We start from the raw sequence: 21,551 nt of genomic DNA, 5'->3' as shown, positions 1-21,551 counted from the left end.
ACATTTTTCCAAGGAAATTTGTCAAGCTATTTTGACCTACCCATTTTGACCCACTGGAGGCATGCATGTCCGCAAGAGATCCTGGCCTGGCGTTCACCGACGGAGCATTGCAGTTCGAGTCGTGGGCACAGAAACTCTGGGACCCCATGGGCCGCGATGTCGCCGAAACTGCCGTCCTGCAGCCAGGTGAAAAGGTTCTGGATGCGTGCTGTGGGGCTGGCGCGGCCACGGTGCCCGCCGCCTTAGCCGTCGGACCCACGGGGACGGTCGACGGCGTCGACCTTTCCACCGGGCTGCTGCGCATGGCAGCAGCCAACTTGGGTGAGCGCCGGATTCTCAACACCACTTTGACTGAGGCAGACGTCACCCAGTGGCGTGGTCACCGTATTTTTGATGCTGTGCTCTGCTCCTACAGCATGTTTTTCTTTTCCGATATGGAAGCTGGCGTGGAACATCTGGTGTCCCTGCTTCGTCCTGGTGGCCGCCTGGTCACCAGCACGTGGGTGGAGGGAGCACTGGAACCATTTGCGAGCCTCATCCGGGACGCTGCGGTCAAGGAGCGCCCACGTCTTGCCGACGTCGTCCCGCTACCCAACCAGAACATGGCCAAGGTAGCCTCACCTGCATTGCTCGCCGCATGGCTGGGCGAACGTGGCTTGGAAGACGTGTCCATCTCCACGCATCCGCTGACACTTTCCGTGGATGCGGACATGGCCTGGAATCTGGTCATGGGAAGTGGCTGGCGAACACTGCTTCCGCGTGACCCCGAAGCCATTGCTCGGGTCCGCCGCGAGTTCATTCACTCCGTGGGACCACAGGTTGAAATGAACTCGGACGCACTGATCGGCATTGGCTCCGTCCCCGCCTAAGCTGTTAGCAACCAACTGACCCGCAATTGATGCTGAAAAATCGTCATTTTGATCGATTTTTGAGCATCAATTGCGGGTCAGTTGGTCGTGGGTCTAAGAGCGGCGACGCTTAATTTCCTCCACGGCTTGCGGCAGCACCTTGAACAGGTCTCCCACAATTCCAAAATCAGCAATCTCGAAGACGGGCGATTCCGAGTCCTTATTCACCGCGACAATCACCTTGGAAGTTTGCATTCCAGCTTTTTGCTGAATCGCACCTGATATTCCAACGGAGATATACAGCTGCGGCGAGACCTTCTTGCCCGTCTGGCCCACCTGCGCGGCGTGTGAAATCCAGCCTGCATCCGTCGCTGCCCGGGAAGCACCAACAGCTGCACCCAAGACATCTGCCAGTTCCTCCACCGGACCGAAGTCGCCGTCAAGGCCGCGACCGCCGGCCACCACAATGCGTGCATCTTCCAATTCTGGGCGGCCAGATGCGGTGCGCGATGTGCGCCTAATGATGCGCGCGCCCAGGCTTGCAGGTCCAAAAGTGACCTCGATACGCTCGACGACGGGCACTACTGTCTGCGCTGCAGCCCTGGCTTCCACACTGTGTGACTTAACACTGATGACCGTGACGGCAGAGGTGGCTTGCGCTTGGACCATATAAGAACCTGCTAACACCGATTTGTGGGCTAGCAACGCCCCACCCTGGTTCTCCACAGTCACAGCGTCCGTGATCACTCCCGCGTTCAGGGCCACGCCCACGCGGGCGGCAATTTCCTTGCCCGCCGGACTGTTCTCGAGCAGAACTGCCGAGGCGGACACGGACGCAGCTACTTGAGCCACAAGATCGGCTTTCGGCGCGATCAAAAAGTCTGCGAGCTCGCTCTGTTCGCTGTGCAGCACACGGGCGACTCCGTGGACGCCCAACTCAGCGGCCAGGTCCTCACTGACAGGCCCCGCCACGACCACAACAGCTTCCCCGGCACTGCGGGCTAGCGTCAGCAGTTGCTGGGAAGTGGAGTGAAGGGTTCCGGATGCGTTGATCTGGTCAATAAATACAACAATTGCAGTCATGGATGGTCCTTAGATCAGTTTCTGCGCGGCCAGGAAATCAACAAGTTGGATTCCGGCGTCGCCTGCGTCCGTGATGATGGTCCCTGCAGTCCGGGCAGGGCGCTCCGCAGCGGAGTCCACCCGGGTCAAGGACCCGATGTGTCCGACGGCGTCAGCAGACAAGCCAATATCGGCGAGGGAAAGCGTAGTAATTTTCTTCTTTTTCGCGGCGAGGATGCCCTTGAAATTGGGGTAGCGCGGTTCGTTTGCTTGATCGGTTACGGACACCAGTACAGGCAGCGTGGCTTGTATGTCTTCGGAGACGTCGTCCCCGTCCCGACGGGCAGTCACCGTGGTGCCGTCAAGTTCAAGCGATGAGGCGAAAGTGATCGCTGGCAAGCCTAGGCGGGCCGCAAGCTGAGTCGGAACAAGGGATGTTTCCCCGTCGGTGGAAGACATTCCGGTGATAATCAGGTCTACAGGGCCCAAAGTCCTGACAGCCGCCGCGAGAGCCAGCGACGTACTCCATGCATCGGAGCCAGCAAGAGCTTCGTCGCTGACGTGCACACCGGATGTGGCCCCGATCTGAAGGGATTTCTTCACGGCAGCGACGGCGGACGCCGGGCCCAAGGTAAGCGCCGTAACAAAATTGCCAGCTTTGGCGCCGCCGCGGTCATCCGTGATGGCCAGCGCAGCTTCTAGTGCGTACTCGTCCAGTTCGGAAAGGATGCTCTCGTTGCGGTCCAGACGGTGATTTTCACCGGTGAGGTGGCGGTCGAATTGCGTATCTGGGACGTATTTAACCAGAACCACTATGTTCAGTGCTGCGTTTTCCACTACTGTCCTTTGAGTCATGGGCGCAATCGTTCCCGTCCTACGCCCATGCTCCGGGCTCTCTGGCGGGATCGCCCTTGGCCTTGCCAGTTATAGCTTAGTTCTTACCAGGCCAACACCGGAATTACAGGACGGAAAGTTTACTTCAAGCGAAATTTCGACGGCGCATTGGCGCCATCTCTACGCTCGCCCACGTCATGCATACTCTTCTACCGAGGTTTCAGCCTCTGACGAAATTCCACGAAGGCTCCCAAATTCTAAGGATAAATTTTCAAGGTTAACGCGGAAGCGGACCGGCCATGGCACGAATGCCAGGGCGGTCCGCTTGCGCGCTAGTACATCAATTTCTTGTTACATCAGCGAGGAAAGCCAGCGTCTACTTGGCTGCCGGCATGGTGTCCAAAGTGACATCTTTTTCCATGGTTTTGCCATCTCTGGTAAATGTCATCTTCACGGTGGCCCCACCAGACTGCTCGCGAACAGCTGCCGTCAAAGACGATGCATCGGCGATCGGCAGCCCGGCCATGCCGGTGATGATGTCACCCTTTTGCAAGCCGGCTTTAGCCGCAGCACTGCCAGCTGTCACGTCAGCTACGGTGGCTCCGGCAGAGAACTGACTCTTGGCACCCAAAGCTGAGGTGCCACTGACTGAGACTCCTAGCTGTCCGTGAGTCGCCGAGCCGTTCGCGATGATATCGTTCGCAATCCGTTTGGCATGGTCAATCGGGATGGAGAAGCCCACACCGATGTTTCCGCTCTGGGTGCCGGAAGCTGACGAGCTGCCAGCCGAGGCGATGGCTACGTTCACACCAATGATCTTGCCTTGCGCGTCCACCAAGGCGCCACCGGAGTTACCGGGGTTGATGGCGGCATCCGTCTGAATGACGTTAAGGTTGACGCTGCCTGTCGCCGCACTGGGATTGCTCTGCCCGCCACCGGGAGGGGAGAACTGGAAACCGTTCCCACCGTTTTGATCCGGCGCTGTATCGCTCGGGGTGGAAGGCACGGCCGAGGAGGCCACTTGGATAGTGCGGTTCAGCGTGGAGATGATGCCCTCGGTAACCGTGGCGTTGAGGCCCAGCGGAGAACCAATGGCAATGACGGTGTCTCCGACATTCGTTTTGCTGGAGTCCCCTAGGGTCGCTGGCACCAAGTTTGGCGCATCGATCTTCACGATCGCCAAGTCGGACAGCGGATCTGTGCCGACCACGGAGCCGGCGAATACCTTGCCATCACTTGTCTGCACTTGGATCGTGGCATGTGCGGCAGCCCCGTCAAGAGTTACCACGTGGGTGTTGGTGAGGATGTGCCCTTCCGTGTCCAAAATGATTCCCGAGCCGGTTCCGCCGGAGCTTCCACTCGTAGCGGAAATCGTCACCACTGACGGCATGGCCTTCGCCGCGGCGGCGGAGACCTGATTCACTGACGCCGTGTTATTGATGACGAGCGGCGCGGCCGGTTGGCTGGACGATGAGGCAGTACCCGTATTTTGTGAGCCCAGGAGCACGGAAACCCCTCCCGCTGCCAAGCCACCGATCAAGGCCGCGGCAACGACGCTGGCGCTAAAGAGACCTAGACCAACTTTTTTGCGGTCCTTGGGCCGGGCGGTGACTGCTGGAGCCAGGGTGTGCGGGTAGGAGTTCGACGCCGGATACCCGGCATCTGCGTGCGTGCCACCATTGTGCTGGCCTTGCCCCTGGTCGGGCACATGAGCGTAGTTTTGGCCATAGACCGGTGCAGGAGTTGCCGGTGCCATGGGTGCCGTCGGATTTGCGCCAGAGTGATTACCTGCCCCAGGCTGGCCCGGCTGCTGGTATGGCTGCGGTGTTTGAAGTGTTTGCTGTGTTTGCGGCGGCTGCACGTGTTGGCCCGGCGCTTGCCACCGCTGTGCTGTTGGTTGCTGAGGTGCTGGGTGCTGTGCTGTTGGTTGCTCGGACGTGGAGTTCTGGGCTGTTGGGTGCTGAGGTGCTGCTGCGTAAGGCTGTTGTGCGTGCTGGGCCTCGGAAGGAATGGGTTGCGTGGAATTGAAGGGTGCGATTCGTTCAGTTGCGTTCGCATCCTGCGCAACGGGACGTCCTTGCTCTGCGGGCGCCTGCGAATCGGGCCGTCCTTGCTCTGCCGGCGCCTGCTCTCCATGTATCTGTTCGCCAGCGTGCTCTACGGTCGCCTGCTCGCCAGCGTGCTCTGGCGATTCGTGATCCTCGGGCTTGTTCGCGGGGAAGTCCGCATTGTTGTTGCCGCCCCCACCAATGTTCTCGGACATGATGTTCCCTTCATTGAAAAAATTCTTGATGAACCCTTATTGATATCCATCATGACCCTCGCGGCTGATACATTTACGAACGTTTGCTGGAAGGCTGCTGTGAAGCTCTCCTTGCCATTATCTCTTCTTTTCCCTACTTCCGGTGTCGATTGTGTCCACGCCGAGGGCGTAATTCATGGCCGTCCACAAGGCTGCCCCTCTAGAATCTAAGTCGAAGCATAAAACGTCCCGCTACTGTCTGCACACAAGGGTGAACGATGTTCAGAAGAATAAAGCTATCTTCCCAACTTCTAACTGTTCTGGGTTTAGCGGCTCTCACGGTTTTCCCTACGGCAATGGCGCAGGCCGCCAGCGGCCCTGCCGATACTGGAGTCGGTGCTGGAATCAGTGAATCGTCAACCGTGCGGGCCACCTCAGCGAATCTCCCCTCATTCGCGCACTCAGAACCCCCCGTGAGCATCCCGGGGGGAACCTACATCGTTGACAACGCCAATGTTCTCGGTAATAGGAAGGCTGAGGTCCAAGCCGCCATTGACAAGCTGGCGAAGGATCACGGTCTAACGTACTTCGTCGTCTTCGTCGATTCCTTCGACGGCCAAACCGGGCTAGCCTGGGGCACGCAAGTGGCTAACTCGAAGCAGCTTGGTGCTAACGACGCGCTCCTCGTGGTTGCCGTTTCGGATTCCAAGTACGCCCTTTTGGCTGACACCTCCGTGATCCCAGCGACGAAAAACCAGACCATCCAAAACAAGGCAATCAAGCCCCAGCTCGCCCAAAAGAACTGGGCACAGGCCGCCATCGACGGAGCAGCAGCACTCGGTGACGCGGCAGGCGGAGGATCCGGCACCGTTCCCAACCCCACCGGCGGGTTAGTAGCGCTGGGAATCGGCGGCGTCGTCGTACTGGGTGGTGCCGGGACGGCCCTTGCCATTCGCAGCAAGCGCAAAAAGGGCCTCGCAGATGCCAAAGCCAAGGGCTACGGAAATGATGGTGAGCCATTGGACGCCAATGCGGGAAAGACCGTCGAAGAACTCCGGTCCCAGGCGGGATCCTTACTTATCGCTGCTGACGATGCAATTAAGAACAGTGAACATGACATCGGGTTCGCTCAGGCATCCTACGGCGACGCCGCCATCAAGCCGTATCAAGAGGCCCTGGAAGCGGCCAAACTGCACCTCAGTGAGTCTTTTAAACTCCAGCAACAACTTGACGATGAAATCCCAGACACCTTGGATGAGCAGCGTCAATGGCTCGGTGAAATTATCAAGCGCAGCGAAGATGCCAACGCCGCACTTGACGCCGAAAAGAAGTCTTTTGACGAACTTCGGGAGCTGGAACGCACGGCGCCGCAGGTATTGGCCAAAATCCGCGTGGATGCCGCAAATTCAGCCTCATCGGTGGCCGCTGCCGAACAAACCCTGAACGTGTTGGCTGACAAGTATGCCGATTCGGCGCTGTCCACCGTGCGGGACAACGTCCAGCAAGCGAGCGAGCGTTTAGCCTTCGTCGACAGTGCCGCCGGCGACGCGGATGCCAGACTCGCCGATGGCGACACCGCCAATGCCGCACTTTCCGTCAAAGCCGCCGAAGAAGCCCTGCTCCAATGCGGCGTCCTGTTGGCAGCAATTGCCAAGACCGAGCAAGCCATCAACGACGCAGCAGCAACACTGGTAACAGCATTGCCAGAAGCACTGACGGATCTGCAACGGGCCAAATCCATGGTGGCATCGCCAGAATTTTCCCGCTACGAACCAACTGTTGCCGCAGCCGCAACCGTCTTGGCCAACGCCTCACAGAAGGCGCCTGAGGGCAAGGACGACCCAGTAGCTTTGTTGGGCGCCGTTCAGAGCGCACATGGGCAATTGGATGACCTATTGACTGGCATCCGCGACCAGCAGCAACAGGCGCTGCGCGCTCAGGCGGCCCTGTCGCAAAGTATCGCTGGCGCTCAGGCGCACATTTCAGCAGCCAATGACTTTATTCTGGCTCGCCGTGGAGGGGTTGGTTCGCAAGCCCGTACCCGCCTTTCCGAGGCCCAGCGTAATCTCGACTACGCCGTCTCAATCGCCGACTCAGACCCGAGCAACGCACTCGTCTACTCCCAACAAGCACAGTCTCTGGCCCAGGAAGCCATCCAATATGCTCAGACGGACGTTGACCATTTCAACGGCGGCGGCTTTGGCGGAGGCTACGGCAACCGTGGTGGCGCCATGAACGGTATGGGCGGCGCTATCCTCGGTGGCATCATTGGCGGATTGCTCTCCGGAGGCGGGGGCGGCGGCTTCGGAGGTGGCGGCGGCTTTGGCGGGGGAGGCGGCGGTGGCGGTGGCGGCGGTTTCGGAGGAGGCGGCGGTGGCGGCGGTTTCGGCGGGAGTGGAGGAAACTTTTAGCCTCTGGCGCCCATTCACGTTTCACAAGTCGTTAGACTCATACGAATTAGTCCTGCCAACACCAACCACAAGACCGAGTATGGATGATGTTCAAGAATAAAAATAAGGGGAAATCAATGGTAAAGCAATCAATTTTCGGCCGAATCGCACAGCTGGCCAAAGCCAATGTCAATGCTTTGTTGGACCAAGCCGAGGACCCGCAAAAAATGTTGGACCAGATGGTTCGTGACTACAAGGCGAACATCTCCGAGGCCGAGGGTGCGGTAGCCCAGACCATTGGCAACTTGCGCATGCTCGAAGACGATTACAACGAGGACATCAAGGCCGCGCAGGACTGGGGCTCCAAGGCGTTGGCAGCGAGCCGTAAGGCCGACGAATTCCGTTCAGCAGGCAATGCCGCCGACGCCCAGAAATTCGACAACTTGGCCAAGGTTGCTCTGCAGCGCCAAATCTCCTCGGAGAATGAGGCCCGTTCGGCCGAGCCGACCATTGCTGCCCAGACCGACGTCGTTGGCAAACTAAAGGTTGGCCTGACGCAGATGCAGGGCAAGCTAACCGAACTGGCCAGCAAGCGCAATGAACTCATTGCTCGGTCCAAGACTGCGGACGCACAGCTTCAGGTCAACGATGCACTCAAGAGCATCGACATCATGGACCCCACCAGCGAGGTCAGCCGTTTCGAGGACAAGATTCGCCGCGAAGAGGCAAAGGTTCGCGGCCAGAACGAACTTGCCGCATCCAGCTTGGATGCACAGTTCAACAGCCTTGAAGATCTGGGCGAGCAGACCGAGATTGAAGCCCGCCTAGCCGCGTTGAAGTCTGGCGGAACCTCTGCCCCGGCAGCGATTGAGCAGTCCGAAGACACAGTCGACGAAGCTGACTTCGACAAACTCTAGGGTTTTCAGGGCTTAGCCCACCACCATATTGCGCACTGACAGCGAAAAGGCAGCTCAGCGAATACTGAGCTGCCTTTTCGTTTGCTGTGAACGGTCAGCTCTCAGCCCCTGCACGTTACATCTGCGTGAATGCCGCCACGGCCGGATCTGCGCCCAGACGTTCCCCTGTTTCCAAAGCCGAAATCTTCTCCAGCTCCTCAGCAGTGAGACTGATAGCCGTAGCTGCCAGATTCTCGCGAATGCGTTCAGGTGTCACTGACTTCGGAATCACGATGTTGCCCAAGCCCAAATGCCAGGCCAAAACGATTTGTGCCGGGGTCGCATTATATTTTTGCGCCAATTCGTTTACGACTTCGCCGGAGAGGTCCTTGCCCTGACCCAATGGGCTGTATGCCTCCACCGCCATCCCCAGGTCGCGGCTCTTCTGCGCTAGAGCCGCCTGTTGGAAGCTCGGGTGTGCCTCGATTTGATTTACGGCGGGGACGATCGTGGAGTTAGCGAGCAACTCGTCAAGATGCTCCGGCAGGAAGTTGGAGACGCCGATTGCACGGACCAGCCCCTGCGCGTACATCAGTTCAAGTTCCTTCCACGCCTGTATGTACAAAGCTTGCGAAGGTACGGGCCAATGGATGAGGTAGAGATCGATCCAGTCAACTCCCAGTGCCTTACGGCTGGCCTCAAACGCTGCTCTGGGATTATTCTGCTCGCCGTTGCGAAGCTTGGTGGTGATAAAAATATCCTCGCGTGCCAGCCCTGATTCAGCGATGGCCTTGCCCACTCCAGATTCATTGCGGTAAGCCGCGGCAGTATCAATATGGCGGTATCCGGTAGCCAGTGCCTCAGCCACCGCTACTCGGGTCTCTTCCGGCGGGATCTGGAATACCCCAAAGCCAAGTTGCGGGATGGTGACGCCGTTATTGAGCGTCAAGTCAGGAACGGCCACATTCGGACCGGTCTGGGATTCTTCAGTCATGTTGATTCATTCCTCTTGTGATATCCACTGTAGACAACGGTTTCCTCCAGCCTAGGACGATCAGCTGATCAATGCATCAAAGGACCATGTGCGGATTCATCCTAGGTTTGACAGTCCTACCCAAACCAACCCAAAGGGATGTGCCAGGCACACAAGTAAGGGCACAATTAAGGGCACAATGGTGACATGGGTCAAAGCATAGAGTTCGGCAAGTTCCTTAAGGCCATGCGGGCCCGCCTGCAGCCTGATCCCGGTGTCACGTTCAGCGCTAGGCGCGTCCCTGGCCTGCGCCGCGAAGAAGTGGCTAGGCTAGCCGATGTCTCGACCGATTATTACACCCGGCTAGAACAGGGCCGCAACATCCATCCCTCACGCTCAGTACTCTCCTCTGTAGCCCGCGCCCTGGAACTCAACGATGCCGAATCCGCCCATATGTTTGATCTTCTAGAGAATTGCGGCGGGCAAGCGGTGGAGCCGAATTCCACCCAACGGGTCCAAACATCTCTGCTGGCACTCCTTGAGGCGGTTGGCGAGGTACCCGCCGTCGTGCTGGGACGTCGCACAGACGTACTGGCCAGCAACCGCACGGCACGGCTGCTATTCACCGACCTTTGCGCGCTTCCCCGCGAGCAGCGTAACTACACGCGCTGGATCATGCTCGACCCCGCAGCACGGGTCCTGTTCCGGGACTGGCATGGTGCCGCCTCCGACGCTGTCGCCGAACTGCGCGCAGACGTGGGGCGCCATCCGCGGGACCCTGAGGTCTCCGCGTTAGTGGGCGAACTTGCCGTCCACAGCGAAGATTTTCGACAGTGGTGGGCTCGGCACACAGTGGGGCAGAAGTCCTCCGGAACAGTGAAACTGCACCACGGTTTAGTGGGAGACCTTGAGGTCGATTTTGTGCACCTGATCATGCCCGATGATCCCGAGCAAAGCCTGCGCATCTACTCGGCCAAGCGGAACTCGCCGTCCGCGGATGCCCTCAGGCTACTCACCACCTGCTCCGAGGGAGAAAAACCACGCACCGGGCACCTCAGCCAGCCCTTGGAGGGAACAGCTCCATGAAATACACACATTTGGGCCGCAGTGGGCTGAACGTTTCCCGTCTTTGCCTAGGCACCATGAACTTCGGTCCGCACACAGAGGAAGCGGTTGCCCACCGGATCATGGACCAGGCCCATGAGGCTGGGCTGAACTTCTTCGACACCGCGAATGTCTACGGTGGCCCTGAACACCGGGGTTGGACCGAGGAGATCGTCGGCCGGTGGATTGCCAAGGGTGGCGGACGGCGGGAACGGACAGTGCTGGCCACCAAGGTCTATGGGAATATGACGGATTGGCCCAATGACTCCAAATTGTCCGCACTCAATATACGTCTGGCTCTGGATGCGAGTCTCAAACGCTTGCAAACCGATCACATTGACCTCTATCAGTTCCATCATGTGGATCGGGATACACCGTGGGATGAGATCTGGCAGGCTGTCGACACGGCAATCCAACAGGGAAAGATCGTATATACAGGCAGTTCGAACTTTGCCGGCTGGCACATTGCTGCGGCTGCGGAGGCCGCCGCGCGCCGCCCCGTCACGGGGTTGGTCAGCGAGCAGTCCATCTACAACCTCCTCCAACGCAGCGTGGAACGTGAAGTGATCCCGGCCGCTACCCATTACGGGCTGGGTATTCTGCCCTGGTCTCCCCTGCATGGGGGCCTGCTAGGCGGTGTGCTGACGAAGGAGCACGACGGCGTACGCAGGTTAGCGGGGCGCGCCGCCCAGGCGTTGGAAGAGTCGCGAGAGAAGATCGCCGCGTTTGAATCCTTAGCGGCGGAGTTGGGCCATCCCCCGGCCGATGTGGCGCTGGCCTGGCTCTTGCATCAACCGGCCGTCACCGCCCCTATCATTGGTCCGCGGACGGCTGATCAACTCACTGCCGGGCTACGCGCCTTGGATGTTTCCCTTGCGGCCGCGGAATTGGCACGGTTGGATGAAATCTTCCCTGGGCCAAAAACAGCCCCGGAAGATTATGCTTGGTGAGCAGTTGTAACGTCGATCTATACCCTTTTGCGGATGGAAAAGCACAGAAGATCCGTATTTGAGGATATAGACTCCGTGTATGACCCTTATTCGAGTATCTGAAGCAGCCCGTTTTCTTGGCGTCAGTGATGACACCGTTCGCCGCTGGCTTGATAACGGGACGCTCAAAGGGCACAAAGAAGCTAACGGCCGCATCGTCATTGACGGCATGGATTTGGCGGCCCTTGCCAAGTCACAGTCGCAACTACCCGATGACCCCACGAATGTCGGCAGTTCCGCCCGCAACCGCTTTGTCGGACTTGTCACCACCGTTGTGATGGACACAGTCATGGCCCAGGTTGAAATGCAGTGCGGCCCCTTCCGAGTGGTTTCACTGATGAGTAGCGAAGCAGTCCGGGACCTTGGACTGGAACCGGGATCCGTCGCCACGGCCGTCGTCAAGTCCACTAATGTGATCATCGAAGTACCCCAGGGGAGCAAAACACTGTGAGTATGTTTCGTAAGTCCGTCGCCATAGTTGCTGCGCTCATGCTCACCGCCTCACTGGCTGCATGTTCCCCTGGTGCGAACCCCGGTGGGACTGCGGAAAGCAGCACCCCAAATACATCTGAGGGAGCCTCCTCGCTTTCTGGAACACTCAACGTATTTGCCGCAGCATCTCTCAAATCCACGTTCACGGAGCTTGCTAAGGAGTTCCAGGCCGCCAATCCTCAGGCAAAGATCTCGTTGAACTTTGACGGTTCTTCCACGCTGGTCACCCAAATAACCCAAGGCGCTCCTGCCGATGTCTTTGCCTCCGCTGATGAGGCGAACATGAACAAGCTCACCACGGCCAACATGGCGCAGGGTACGCCCGAGATCTTTGCGACAAACATCCTCACGGTCGTCGTGCCACCCAATAACCCCGCCAACATCACCAGCTTCGCCGATCTGGCCAAACCCGGGGTCAAGGTCGTGGTGTGCGCGGCACAGGTTCCTTGCGGGGCAGCAGCCAAAACCGACGAAGCCACCGCGGGGCTGTCCATCAAGGCTGTCAGCGAAGAACTGAACGTGACGAGTGTGCTAGGCAAGGTGACTTCCGGTGAGGCGGACGCCGGCTTGGTTTACGTCACTGACGCCACGGGGGCGGGAGCCAAGGTCAAAGCGATCCCGCTGGGCCTGGACAAGCCCACCGTCAATAAGTATCCGATCGTTGCCGTTTCCTCCTCCAAAAAGCAAGAGCTGGCGAAGGCTTTCATCGCTCTGGTCACCGCAGCCCAAGGCCAGAAAATTCTCCAGGAGGCAGGTTTTGGTACTCCTTAGACGGCCTGGCCGTTGGGAATACCAGGCAGTTCCCCGTTGGATCTATGTGTTTGCTGTCCTTGGTACCTTGTTCATCCTGGTCCCGCTCGTGGGCATGGTGGCGCGCGTCAACTGGTCGCAGTTCCTGGCCCTGGTCACGTCTAGTGCGTCGCTGGACGCACTTCTCTTAAGCTTGAAGACGGCGGCCTCCAGCACCGTCGTGTGTGTGATCTTGGGGGTTCCGCTGGCGCTGGTGCTGGCCCGGGCCCAGTTCGCCGGGCAGCGCGTTTTAAGGGCACTAATCCTCCTGCCGCTAGTAGTGCCACCAGTGGTGGGAGGCCTGGCACTGCTCTACACGTTTGGGCGCGAAGGACTCATCGGTAAATCACTGAGCATTGCCGGCATCAACATTGCATTTTCCACCACTGCTGTCATCATGGCGCAGTCGTTCGTGGCCCTACCATTTTTGGTCCTCAGCCTTGAAGGCACCCTGCGCACAGCGGGCCAACGGTATGAGGCCGTTGCTGCCACCCTTGGCGCCCGTCCCTCCACCGTCATGCGCCGAATCACCCTCCCTCTAGTCCTTCCGGGCTTAGTCTCTGGCGCCGTGCTTGCCTTCGCTCGGAGCCTTGGCGAATTTGGCGCCACACTCACATTCGCCGGCAGCTTGCAGGGTGTCACCCGGACTCTTCCCTTGGAAATCTACCTCCAGCGCGAGACGGATCCTGATGCCGCCGTCGCTCTCTCCTTCGTGCTCATTGCCGTTGCTGTGCTTGTGGTGGGCCTGACCTACAGGGCCCCTGCGCACCGCCCGCGCGCCATTGTTGTTCCGGAGGGCATACATGAGTCTTGATTTTCATGCCGTTCTTGCAGAGCGCAACCTCAACGCCACGATCAGTGTGGGTCCCGTCGAAACCGTCGCTATCATGGGCCCCAACGGTGCTGGCAAGTCCTCCCTTATCCAGATTCTCTCCGGGCTTTTGAAGCCCGACGCCGGCCAGGCGACCTTGGGAGATCGCGTCCTGTTTCGCGTCGGTCCGGCTAGCGCAGACTGCAGCTCGAGCGGTACGACTCACTCGGCTCGCACAGCCAGCGCAGCCAGCAGCTGGCTGTCTCCTCATGAGCGCGGCATCGGTTTGCTCGCCCAGGACCCGCTGCTTTTTCCCCATCTGAGCGTTGCGGAAAACGTGGCCTTCGGTCCGCGAAGCCAAGGTCGCGGAAAACGCGCCGCCATGGAGTCCGCGCAAAAGTGGCTCGGCGAGGTGGACGCAGTCGAACTTTCCGTGCGCAAACCGGCTCAGCTCTCAGGTGGACAGGCTCAGCGCGTGGCATTGGCCCGGGCGCTCGCCACAGAACCCGAGTTGTTATTGCTGGACGAACCCATGGCAGCGTTGGACGTCAACACCGCACCGTTCCTGCGCAGCCTCCTCAAACGAGTCCTGGAGCACAGGTGTGCCATCATCGTCACCCATGATGTCCTCGATGCCCTCATGCTTGCAGACCGGATCATCATCATGGAGCAGGGACGCATCATCGAACAGGGCCCCACCGCCGCGGTACTGGCCCATCCACGCAGTCCTTTTGCGGCGTCTTTGGCTGGGCTGAATGTTCTTTCGGGAGCGCTGGAGGGTACAAGCGTCCAGACCCCTGATGCCGGAGCCGTGGTGGGGCGCTTGGCGACGTCGCAGGGGGCGGAGTTCCTGGCCACTCTTGGCTCGGAGTCTCCGGCGACGAGCAGGACATCGGAGCTACCGCTCGCTTCTGCTGACGGTTCGATGGCCGTTGCTGCATTCGCGCCGTCAGCTGTTTCTGTGTTCCTAGAACGTCCGCAAGGAAGTCCGAGGAATTGTTTTGCCGTGACGGTGACTGAGCTGGAACCGCATGGGGATCATATTCGAGTCCGGGCGGGACGGTTATCGGCAGATATTTCTCCCGCCGCCATGGCAGAGCTTGGCCTAGTGCCCGGTTCCGCGGTGTTCTTTGTGGTCAAGGCCGCCGAGGTCGCCATCTACCCGGCGTAATCCGGGTGAGGGGAGTTACCGGAGCTACCGGGTCCCGGATGAATCAACCGGCGCAGGGACGTCAGTCCCTCAAGAATCGTGGGGGCGGATTCGCAACATATTCATTTCCTGATCCCGTCGGCAATATTATGAGAATCATGACTAACCCCAGTTACAACAAACCACGGAACGAAACACAGTGAAAGACGGGGAGTTGCCGACCATGGAGTTCACAGAACGCACGCTGTTGCGTTCCTGGCTGGAGCAGCACCACGCCACCTCGACAGGGATTTTCATCCGCATCTTCAAAAAAGCCTCCGGTATACCCGGAGTTACCTTCGCGGAAGTTCTCGACGAGGGCCTGTGCTTCGGATGGAGTGAAAGCAAGCGCCTCGCCCTCGATGAGCTTTCCTACTTACAGCGGTTCGCGCCCCGCAAAACTCGAGGGACGACGTCAATACGGAATCTAGAGCACGCTCGTGTGCTCATAGCCAGCGGGCTCATGACCCAAGCTGGGCTCACGAGCCTGGCACTTGAAAATCTAACGGACTAACGGACTAACGGACTAACGGACTAAACATGCCTGACACTGGACGGCGCTGGCTACGGGCGAGCCGGGGCGAGCCGGGGCGAGCCGGGGCGAGCCGGGGCGAGCCGGGGCGAGCCGGGGCGAGCCGGGGCGAGCCGGGGCGAGCCGGGGCGAGCCGGGGCGAGCCGGGGCGAGCCGGGGCGAGCCGGGGCGAGCCGGGGCGAGCCGGGGCGAGCCGGGGCGAGCCGGGGCGAGCCGGGGCGAGCCGGGGCGAGCCGGGGCGAGCCGGGGCGAGCCGGGGCGAGCCGGGGCGAGCCGGGGCGAGCCGGGGCGAGCCGGGGCGAGCCGGGGCGAGCCGGGGCGAGCCGGGGCGAGCCGGGGCGAGCCGGGGCGAGCCGGGGCGAGCCGGGGCGAGCCGGGGCGAGCCGGGGCGAGCCGGGGCGAGCCGGGGCGAGCCGGGGCGAGCCGGGGCGAGCCGGGGCGAGCCGGGGCGAGCCGGGGCGAGCCGGGGCGAGCCGGGGCGAGCCGGGGCGAGCCGGGGCGAGCCGGGGCGAGCCGGGGCGAGCCGGGGCGAGCCGGGGCGAGCCGGGGCGAGCCGGGGCGAGCCGGGGCGAGCCGGGGCGAGCCGGGGCGAGCCGGGGCGAGCCGGGGCGAGCCGGGGCGAGCCGGGGCGAGCCGGGGCGAGCCGGGGCGAGCCGGGGCGAGCCGGGGCGAGCCGGGGCGAGCCGGGGCGAGCCGGGGCGAGCCGGGGCGAGCCGGGGCGAGCCGGGGCGAGCCGGGGCGAGCCGGGGCGAGCCGGGGCGAGCCGGGGCGAGCCGGGGCGAGCCGGGGCGAGCCGGGGCGAGCCGGGGCGAGCCGGGGCGAGCCGGGGCGAGCCGGGGCGAGCCGGGGCGAGCCGGGGCGAGCCGGGGCGAGCCGGGGCGAGCCGGGGCGAGCCGGGGCGAGCCGGGGCGAGCCGGGGCGAGCCGGGGCGAGCCGGGGCGAGCCGGGTTCAGGGAGCCTGAAATTGGAGCACACAAACGGAAAACCCCCGGCCAGCGGCCGAGGGTTTTCCTCATCATAGTTGCGGGGACAGGATTTGAACCTGTGACCTCCGGGTTATGAGCCCGGCGAGCTACCGAACTGCTCCACCCCGCGTTGCGTCCTCAACAGTACATGCCTTTGGCCCAAACACCAATTCGGACGGGGCGTAGGCCCCAACGTCAGCGGCCAAAGTCCGGGTGGTCAGCAAGACAATGAGGGCTTTGGCCAACTCTCTTCCCCACCCGAGCTGGCCCCACCGGACTTCCCCACCCGAGCTGGGCCAACTCTCTTCCCCACCCGAGCTGGCCCCACCGGAGTATCCCGTACCCGAACTGGCCCTACCCGACTTAGCGGTGTTTGAACTCAGCGGGACGTTTCTCCATAAACGCAGCCATGCCCTCTTTCTGGTCCTCCATGGCAAAGCAAGAGAAGATCAGGTGCCGTTCTAACTTGACGCCTTCTGCCAACGGAGTCTCAAAAGCGGCATTGATGGCGGCCTTGGCCGTCATGGTCACGGGTTTAGACATGGACGCGATGATGGCGGCTGTGGCAATGGCGTCCTCCAAGAGTGCGTCCACCGGAACCACACGTGCCACAAGCCCGGAGCGTTCAGCTTCCTCAGCACCCATGACCCGGCCAGTGAGCATCATTTCCATGGCCTTGGCCTTACCAATAGCGCGGGTCAAGCGCTGAGATCCGCCCATCCCAGGGATGACCCCGAGCTTGATCTCAGGCTGACCAAACTTGGCGTTGTCAGCGGCGATGATGAAGTCGGCAATCATTGCCAACTCACACCCGCCACCAAGCGCGTGCCCGGCCACAGCGGCCACCATGGGTGTGCGCACCTGGGCCAGCGCATCCCATACGGAGAACCAATCCAGCTGATACATCTCCACGGACGACTTCGCGGCCATCTCCTTGATGTCTGCGCCTGCGGCGAAAGCACGGGATGAACCGGTGATGACAATGGCGCCCACGCCCGGGTCGGCGTCGTACGCTTTGGCTGCGGTCAAGATCTCCTGGCCCATGGCGTCGCTGAGAGCGTTAAGGGCCTCCGGTCGGTTAAGGGTGATGATGCCTACCCTGCCGCGCTGTTCGGTCAGGATGAGGGAATACGTTTCCACGGGTAAGGTGTCCCTACTTTTCGGGGGCGGCCGCTGTGGAGGCCTCCCGGATGGAGTTGATGATTGCAGAAAAATCGGCGCCAGCTCCGCCGTCAAGGGAAAATTCGCGGTAAATCTCCTCCGCCGCGCGGCCCATGGAAGCCTGCACACCCGTAGCGTTGAGCGCCTCCACAGCTAGCCCCAAGTCTTTGGCCATAAGGGCGCCGGCGAAACCGGGCTGGTAGTCCCGGTTAGCGGGGCTTGCTGGAACAGGCCCGGGTACAGGGCAGTTGGTGGTCAGTGCCCAGCATTGCCCTGAGGCGTTAGCGGCTACGTCGAACAATGCCTGGTGGGTCAATCCCAGCTTTTCGCCCAGCACAAACGCTTCGCTGACGGCAATCATGGATACACCCAAGATCATGTTGTTACAGACCTTCGCGGCTTGCCCAGCACCGGGCCCACCGCAATGCACAATTCTCTTACCCATGACTTCAAACACTTCGGCGGCGTCGGCAAAGTCTTCCTCCGTGCCACCCACCATGAACGTCAGGGTGCCAGCCTGCGCTCCCATGACTCCGCCTGATACCGGCGCGTCGAGACTGTGATGTCCGGCGTCGAGCGCCATCTGATGAGCAGTGTGCGCATCCTCTACGGCGATCGTGGAGCATTCCAAGAACAAGGCTCCGGGCTTGGCCGCCGCAAGCAATCCTCCCCCGGGACCTTCCCCCTCATATGCGGCGAAGACGTGCTTGCCAGCGGGCAACATGGTGATGACCACATCCGCTCCGGCAGCGGCCTGCGCCGACGATTCAGCGACACTGACGCCCGCTGCCTGCGCTGCCTCCAGCGCTGCCGGCACCACGTCAAAGCCCGTGACAGAGTACCCCGCCTTTACCAAGTTGGCGGCCATCGGCCCACCCATGTGCCCGAGTCCAATAAATGCGATTGTTCTACTCATTGTTCGCCCACCAATCCATCCTGTGTTCGTGAACTTCTTGATTGTGCTTCCCAGTTCGGGCCCAGACCCAGTTCCTCCGGGCCCAAATCAGCCATCGCATGCGCAGCCACCTCGGCACCAACGTCCGCGAATGCGTCTGGATGCCAAGCCGGATTGCGGTCCTTATCTACCAATTGCGCCCGGATCCCTTCGGCAAAGTCTGGCCATCGCAGAGCACACAGGGAGATTCGCAAGTCCTGGTCTAGTCCCTCTTCTAGCGACGTCATAAGCCGGGCGCTGCGCAGTGCAGCCAGCGTTACGGTCACAGCGGTCGGTGACTTCCCTGCAATGGTCTGCGCGGCCTTCGAAGCCTCCTCAATCCCCAGCCCAGAGAGTCGCGCAAGGATAGTTTCGACGTCGTCCGCTGCATAAGCATCATCGATCCACTTCCGCTGTGCCATGAGCGCAGAGGGCGGCGGAACCTGCCCGAACCGGGCGACGGCGGCGGACGCGTCGCGCTCGCACAGCTCAGCTATTAGCTCAGCCACGTTCTCCGACTCTACAAAGTGGTCCGCTAAGCCCATCGCGATGGCGTCCGCACCGCTGAACATGGTCCCGGTCAGTGCCGCGTGCGTACCAAGTTCGCCGGGGGTCCGCGAGAGTAGGAAAGTTCCGCCAACATCGGGGACAAAACCGATACCTGTTTCAGGCATGCCGACCCGGGAGCGTTCGGTGACCACGCGGTGTGATGCATGCGCGGAAATGCCCACGCCACCACCGAGGACCACACCGTCCATGAGCGTCACGATCGGTTTCGAGTAGCGCCTAATACGGGCATTGAGATGGTATTCGTCCCTCCAGAACTGCTCGGAGGCATTCCCACCTGTGCGGGCGTCATGGTAAATCGTGACGATGTCCCCGCCTGCACACAGCCCCCGCTCACCGGCGCCGCGGATCAAAATCGTGGCGACGGCGTCGTTATCCTCCCACGAGTCCAAAGCCCGGGCCACGGCCACGACCATCCCATGGTTGAGCGCATTCATTGCCTGGGGCCGGTTCAGGACTATCTCGCCAAGCTGCCCCACCCGCTGCACTAAAACGTCGTCGTTCTCCATATGCCTGTGTTCAGCCACCTTATCCGCGTTGTCTTCCATTGAACGGCTTTAATCCTCGAGCGCCAAGCGCCCTACAATCAGGCGCATGATCTCGTTACTCCCCTCCAGGATCTGGTGAACTCGCAGGTCCCGCACGATCTTCTCCAAACCATACTCGGAGAGGTACCCGTAGCCGCCGTGAAGTTGTAGCGCCTGGTTGGCTACCCGGAATCCCGTGTCAGTGGCAACCCGTTTGGCCATGGCACACAGCTTCACGGTGTCCGGAGCGCCATGTTCAAGAGCGTCAGCGGCACGCATCAACAGGGTTCGAGCCGTTTCCAGCTCCGTGTCCATATCCGCCAGTTCAAAGAGCAGATGCTGTTGTTTGACCAGCGCAGCACCAAATGCGTGCCGCTCCTTCAGATACGCAACGGATTTTTCAAAAGCCGTCTGCGCTCCGCCCAAAGAGCAGGCCCCTATGTTGATACGTCCCCCGTTGAGACCTTTCATGGCGATCATGAAACCATCGCCTTCCTCCCCGAGCCGATTCGAAACCGGGACACGGACGTCCTCAAAAACCACTTGACGTGTTGGTTGGGCTCGCCAGCCCATCTTCTTTTCCTCAGCACCAAAGGACAGTCCGGGTGTCCCATCAGGAACCACGATCGCCGTGATGCCGTGGCTGCCGGTCTCAGCGGTGCGGGCCATCACAACGTACCAGGTGGAAGTGCCCGCGCCAGAGATGAATTGTTTAGTGCCGTTGATGACGTACTCGTCGCCGTCGCGCACCGCCCGCGTTGCCAACGCCGCTGCATCTGATCCGGCACCCGGCTCCGTCAGGCAATAGCTACCCAGCTCAGTCATGGAGGTCAGGCCGGGTAGCCAGGCAGCGCGTTGGGTCTCATTGCCGAAGGCGTCCACCATCCACGCCACCATATTGTGGATGGAAATGTAGGCAGCTATGGACGGATCAGCTTTGGCGAGTTCCTCAAAAATCAGCACGGCATCGGTCCGGCTCAGCCCGGATCCCCCGTAGGTCTCCCCCACGTAGATGCCCCCCATTCCCAGCGTCCCAGCTTCCGCCAACACATCAACGGGGAAATGCTTTGTCTCGTCCCATTCGGCGGCGTGGGGGGCCAACGCGGTGGCGGCGAAGTCGCGCACCATCTCCACTACAGCCTGTTGGTCTTCGGTGCGCTCAAACATTTCGCTCTCCTTGGCACGCGGAGCGGTGCTCCGTGATTCGTCGATGAGTCCGTATCCAGGCCTTATGGGCCGTTGCCGGAGCTTACTTGCTGACCTTGCCCATCAGCGAGGCGATCGGCCTCAAAAATAGGGGTCGGGCAGCGAACCAGGCGGCCGTCATGACCAACAAGGAAACGGCGAAGATGCCGAATCCCCACCAGTTCACGGCGTCGCTGGAAGCGTACATGTGGTTCAGATTGCGCAGGGCACCGGTGGCCAGCACCAATGTCACGTGCACAATGATGAACAGGACAAAGTAGAGCATGACCGGAAAGTGAACCATGCGCGCAGCCCCAATGGGGTAGATCCTGTTAAGCTTCGTGGCATTCTTGGGCCACGCTCCCGACATCCGGATACCGGTGATGATCGCCAGTGGTGCGGCGATGAAAACGGTCACAAAGTAGGCGATCAGCTGCAGGGCGTTGTAGTTCACCCAGCCATTTTCTGTGGGCCAATTCAAGGATAGGTATTGCAACCCCGCGGAAATGGCATTGGGAAAGACGTCCCAGCTGGTAGGAATTATCCGCATCCACTGACCGGTCGCAAAGAGCACAATGACGAAGATAATGCCGTTGAGTACCCACAGGGCATCCAGGGTCAAATGGAACCATAGATCCAAGGTGATCTTTGTGGGTGAATTCCGAGTCTTGATAAGGCCCTTGTTGTTACGAATCCAGTGTCCTGAAGGCTTCTTGGATGTCCGCACCATCCAGCCAGAACGGATGATCAAGATGATAAAGAACATGTTCAAAAAGTGCTGCCAGCCCAGCCACGCTGGCAAGCCTACGGGCGCGGATGCGGGCAGCTCTGACTGTCCCGGGTATTTTTGCATCCATGCTTTAACACTGTCCAAACCGGTGAACCATTGCGCTGCCAGCACCAGTATCAGCAGGGCTAGTACGACGCCGGCCGCTATCAAGGCGGGCTTGGCCCATTTCTTGTTGCTCCCGGGCCGTCTCTTTACGGGGGTCGACATCGTCTTAAAAACCTCTTTCGCAAAACTTCACTTAACTAGTGAGCCGGATCGGCCTTATTTCAAA

At 60.6% G+C, this 21,551-nt stretch carries 19 protein-coding genes and 1 tRNA gene; 10 read left to right on the top strand and 10 right to left on the bottom strand.

Annotated elements, in window-relative coordinates:
• The first annotated feature begins 65 nt into the window (after positions 1-65).
• Positions 66-869 carry a class I SAM-dependent methyltransferase gene (locus LOH53_RS08680; RefSeq protein ID WP_230067349.1) on the top strand — a complete coding sequence of 268 codons (804 nt, stop codon included), beginning with the start codon at positions 66-68 and terminating at the stop codon, positions 867-869.
• 93 nt (positions 870-962) lie between these two features.
• Here LOH53_RS08680 and LOH53_RS08675 read toward each other — a convergent pair whose 3' ends face one another.
• The 3 genes from LOH53_RS08675 to LOH53_RS08665 all read right to left on the bottom strand — a co-directional run bounded on the left by LOH53_RS08675 (position 963) and on the right by LOH53_RS08665 (position 5,007).
• Entirely contained in the window at positions 963-1,931 is a 969-nt protein-coding gene (locus LOH53_RS08675; RefSeq protein WP_230067348.1) for an electron transfer flavoprotein subunit alpha/FixB family protein, read from the bottom strand.
• Positions 1,932-1,940: 9 nt separating this feature from the next.
• Positions 1,941-2,765 carry an electron transfer flavoprotein subunit beta/FixA family protein gene (locus LOH53_RS08670; protein ID WP_230067347.1) on the bottom strand — a complete coding sequence of 275 codons (825 nt, stop codon included), beginning with the start codon at positions 2,763-2,765 and terminating at the stop codon, positions 1,941-1,943.
• Between the two features lie 355 nt (positions 2,766-3,120).
• Positions 3,121-5,007 carry a S1C family serine protease gene (locus tag LOH53_RS08665; protein ID WP_230067346.1) on the bottom strand — a complete coding sequence of 629 codons (1,887 nt, stop codon included), beginning with the start codon at positions 5,005-5,007 and terminating at the stop codon, positions 3,121-3,123.
• 257 nt (positions 5,008-5,264) lie between these two features.
• On the opposite strand from LOH53_RS08665, the gene LOH53_RS08660 reads away from it, so the two are divergent.
• Both LOH53_RS08660 and LOH53_RS08655 read left to right on the top strand, forming a co-directional pair.
• Positions 5,265-7,397: a TPM domain-containing protein gene (locus tag LOH53_RS08660; protein ID WP_230067345.1), complete on the top strand. Its 2,133-nt coding sequence runs from the start codon at positions 5,265-5,267 to the stop codon at positions 7,395-7,397.
• A gap of 116 nt (positions 7,398-7,513) precedes the next feature.
• A complete protein-coding gene (locus LOH53_RS08655; RefSeq protein ID WP_230067344.1) occupies positions 7,514-8,293 on the top strand; it encodes a PspA/IM30 family protein in 780 nt (259 codons plus the stop codon).
• Positions 8,294-8,408: 115 nt separating this feature from the next.
• Here LOH53_RS08655 and LOH53_RS08650 read toward each other — a convergent pair whose 3' ends face one another.
• On the bottom strand, positions 8,409-9,266 hold the full coding sequence (locus tag LOH53_RS08650) for an aldo/keto reductase (protein ID WP_230067343.1): 858 nt from the start codon (positions 9,264-9,266) through the stop codon (positions 8,409-8,411).
• 186 nt (positions 9,267-9,452) lie between these two features.
• Here LOH53_RS08650 and LOH53_RS08645 point away from each other — a divergent pair, with 186 nt between their 5' ends.
• From LOH53_RS08645 to LOH53_RS08615, 7 genes are all read left to right on the top strand, one after another.
• On the top strand, positions 9,453-10,331 hold the full coding sequence (locus LOH53_RS08645) for a helix-turn-helix transcriptional regulator (RefSeq protein WP_230067342.1): 879 nt from the start codon (positions 9,453-9,455) through the stop codon (positions 10,329-10,331).
• Positions 10,328-11,299, top strand: a complete 972-nt coding sequence (locus LOH53_RS08640; RefSeq protein ID WP_230067341.1) for an aldo/keto reductase — start codon at positions 10,328-10,330, stop codon at positions 11,297-11,299. The genes LOH53_RS08645 and LOH53_RS08640 overlap by 4 nt, the downstream gene beginning before the upstream one ends.
• 79 nt (positions 11,300-11,378) lie before the next feature.
• Complete coding sequence (locus LOH53_RS08635; RefSeq protein ID WP_230067340.1) at positions 11,379-11,789, top strand: TOBE domain-containing protein; 411 nt, start codon at positions 11,379-11,381, stop codon at positions 11,787-11,789.
• Positions 11,790-11,791: 2 nt separating this feature from the next.
• Positions 11,792-12,601, top strand: a complete 810-nt coding sequence (gene modA, locus LOH53_RS08630) for a molybdate ABC transporter substrate-binding protein (RefSeq protein WP_268251055.1) — start codon at positions 11,792-11,794, stop codon at positions 12,599-12,601.
• Positions 12,588-13,433 (top strand): ABC transporter permease, encoded by an 846-nt coding sequence (locus LOH53_RS08625; protein ID WP_230067338.1) that lies wholly within the window; start codon positions 12,588-12,590, stop codon positions 13,431-13,433. The genes modA and LOH53_RS08625 overlap by 14 nt, the downstream gene beginning before the upstream one ends.
• Positions 13,423-14,601: a sulfate/molybdate ABC transporter ATP-binding protein gene (locus LOH53_RS08620; RefSeq protein WP_230067337.1), complete on the top strand. Its 1,179-nt coding sequence runs from the start codon at positions 13,423-13,425 to the stop codon at positions 14,599-14,601. The genes LOH53_RS08625 and LOH53_RS08620 overlap by 11 nt, the downstream gene beginning before the upstream one ends.
• Positions 14,602-14,803: 202 nt before the next feature.
• Complete coding sequence (locus LOH53_RS08615) at positions 14,804-15,133, top strand: YdeI/OmpD-associated family protein (RefSeq protein WP_230067336.1); 330 nt, start codon at positions 14,804-14,806, stop codon at positions 15,131-15,133.
• A 1,039-nt stretch (positions 15,134-16,172) separates the two neighbouring features.
• Here LOH53_RS08615 and LOH53_RS08610 read toward each other — a convergent pair.
• The 6 genes from LOH53_RS08610 to LOH53_RS08585 form a co-directional block, all read right to left on the bottom strand.
• Positions 16,173-16,246, bottom strand: a tRNA-Met gene (locus LOH53_RS08610).
• Positions 16,247-16,479: 233 nt separating this feature from the next.
• Positions 16,480-17,256, bottom strand: a complete 777-nt coding sequence (locus LOH53_RS08605; RefSeq protein WP_230067335.1) for an enoyl-CoA hydratase — start codon at positions 17,254-17,256, stop codon at positions 16,480-16,482.
• A gap of 13 nt (positions 17,257-17,269) precedes the next feature.
• Complete coding sequence (mmsB, locus tag LOH53_RS08600; RefSeq protein ID WP_230067334.1) at positions 17,270-18,193, bottom strand: 3-hydroxyisobutyrate dehydrogenase; 924 nt, start codon at positions 18,191-18,193, stop codon at positions 17,270-17,272.
• Positions 18,190-19,326, bottom strand: a complete 1,137-nt coding sequence (locus tag LOH53_RS08595; RefSeq protein WP_230067333.1) for an enoyl-CoA hydratase/isomerase family protein — start codon at positions 19,324-19,326, stop codon at positions 18,190-18,192. The genes mmsB and LOH53_RS08595 overlap by 4 nt, the downstream gene beginning before the upstream one ends.
• Positions 19,327-19,335: 9 nt before the next feature.
• A complete protein-coding gene (locus LOH53_RS08590; protein WP_230067332.1) occupies positions 19,336-20,472 on the bottom strand; it encodes an acyl-CoA dehydrogenase family protein in 1,137 nt (378 codons plus the stop codon).
• An 82-nt stretch (positions 20,473-20,554) separates the two neighbouring features.
• Positions 20,555-21,487 carry a cytochrome b/b6 domain-containing protein gene (locus LOH53_RS08585; protein WP_230067331.1) on the bottom strand — a complete coding sequence of 311 codons (933 nt, stop codon included), beginning with the start codon at positions 21,485-21,487 and terminating at the stop codon, positions 20,555-20,557.
• Positions 21,488-21,551 lie beyond the last annotated feature (64 nt).

This window comes from Arthrobacter cryoconiti, from assembly GCF_020905375.1.
GTDB lineage: Bacteria > Actinomycetota > Actinomycetes > Actinomycetales > Micrococcaceae > Specibacter > Specibacter cryoconiti.
The sequence above is the reverse complement of the archived record's forward strand: the minus strand, read 5'-3'. Positions and strand labels throughout refer to the sequence as shown.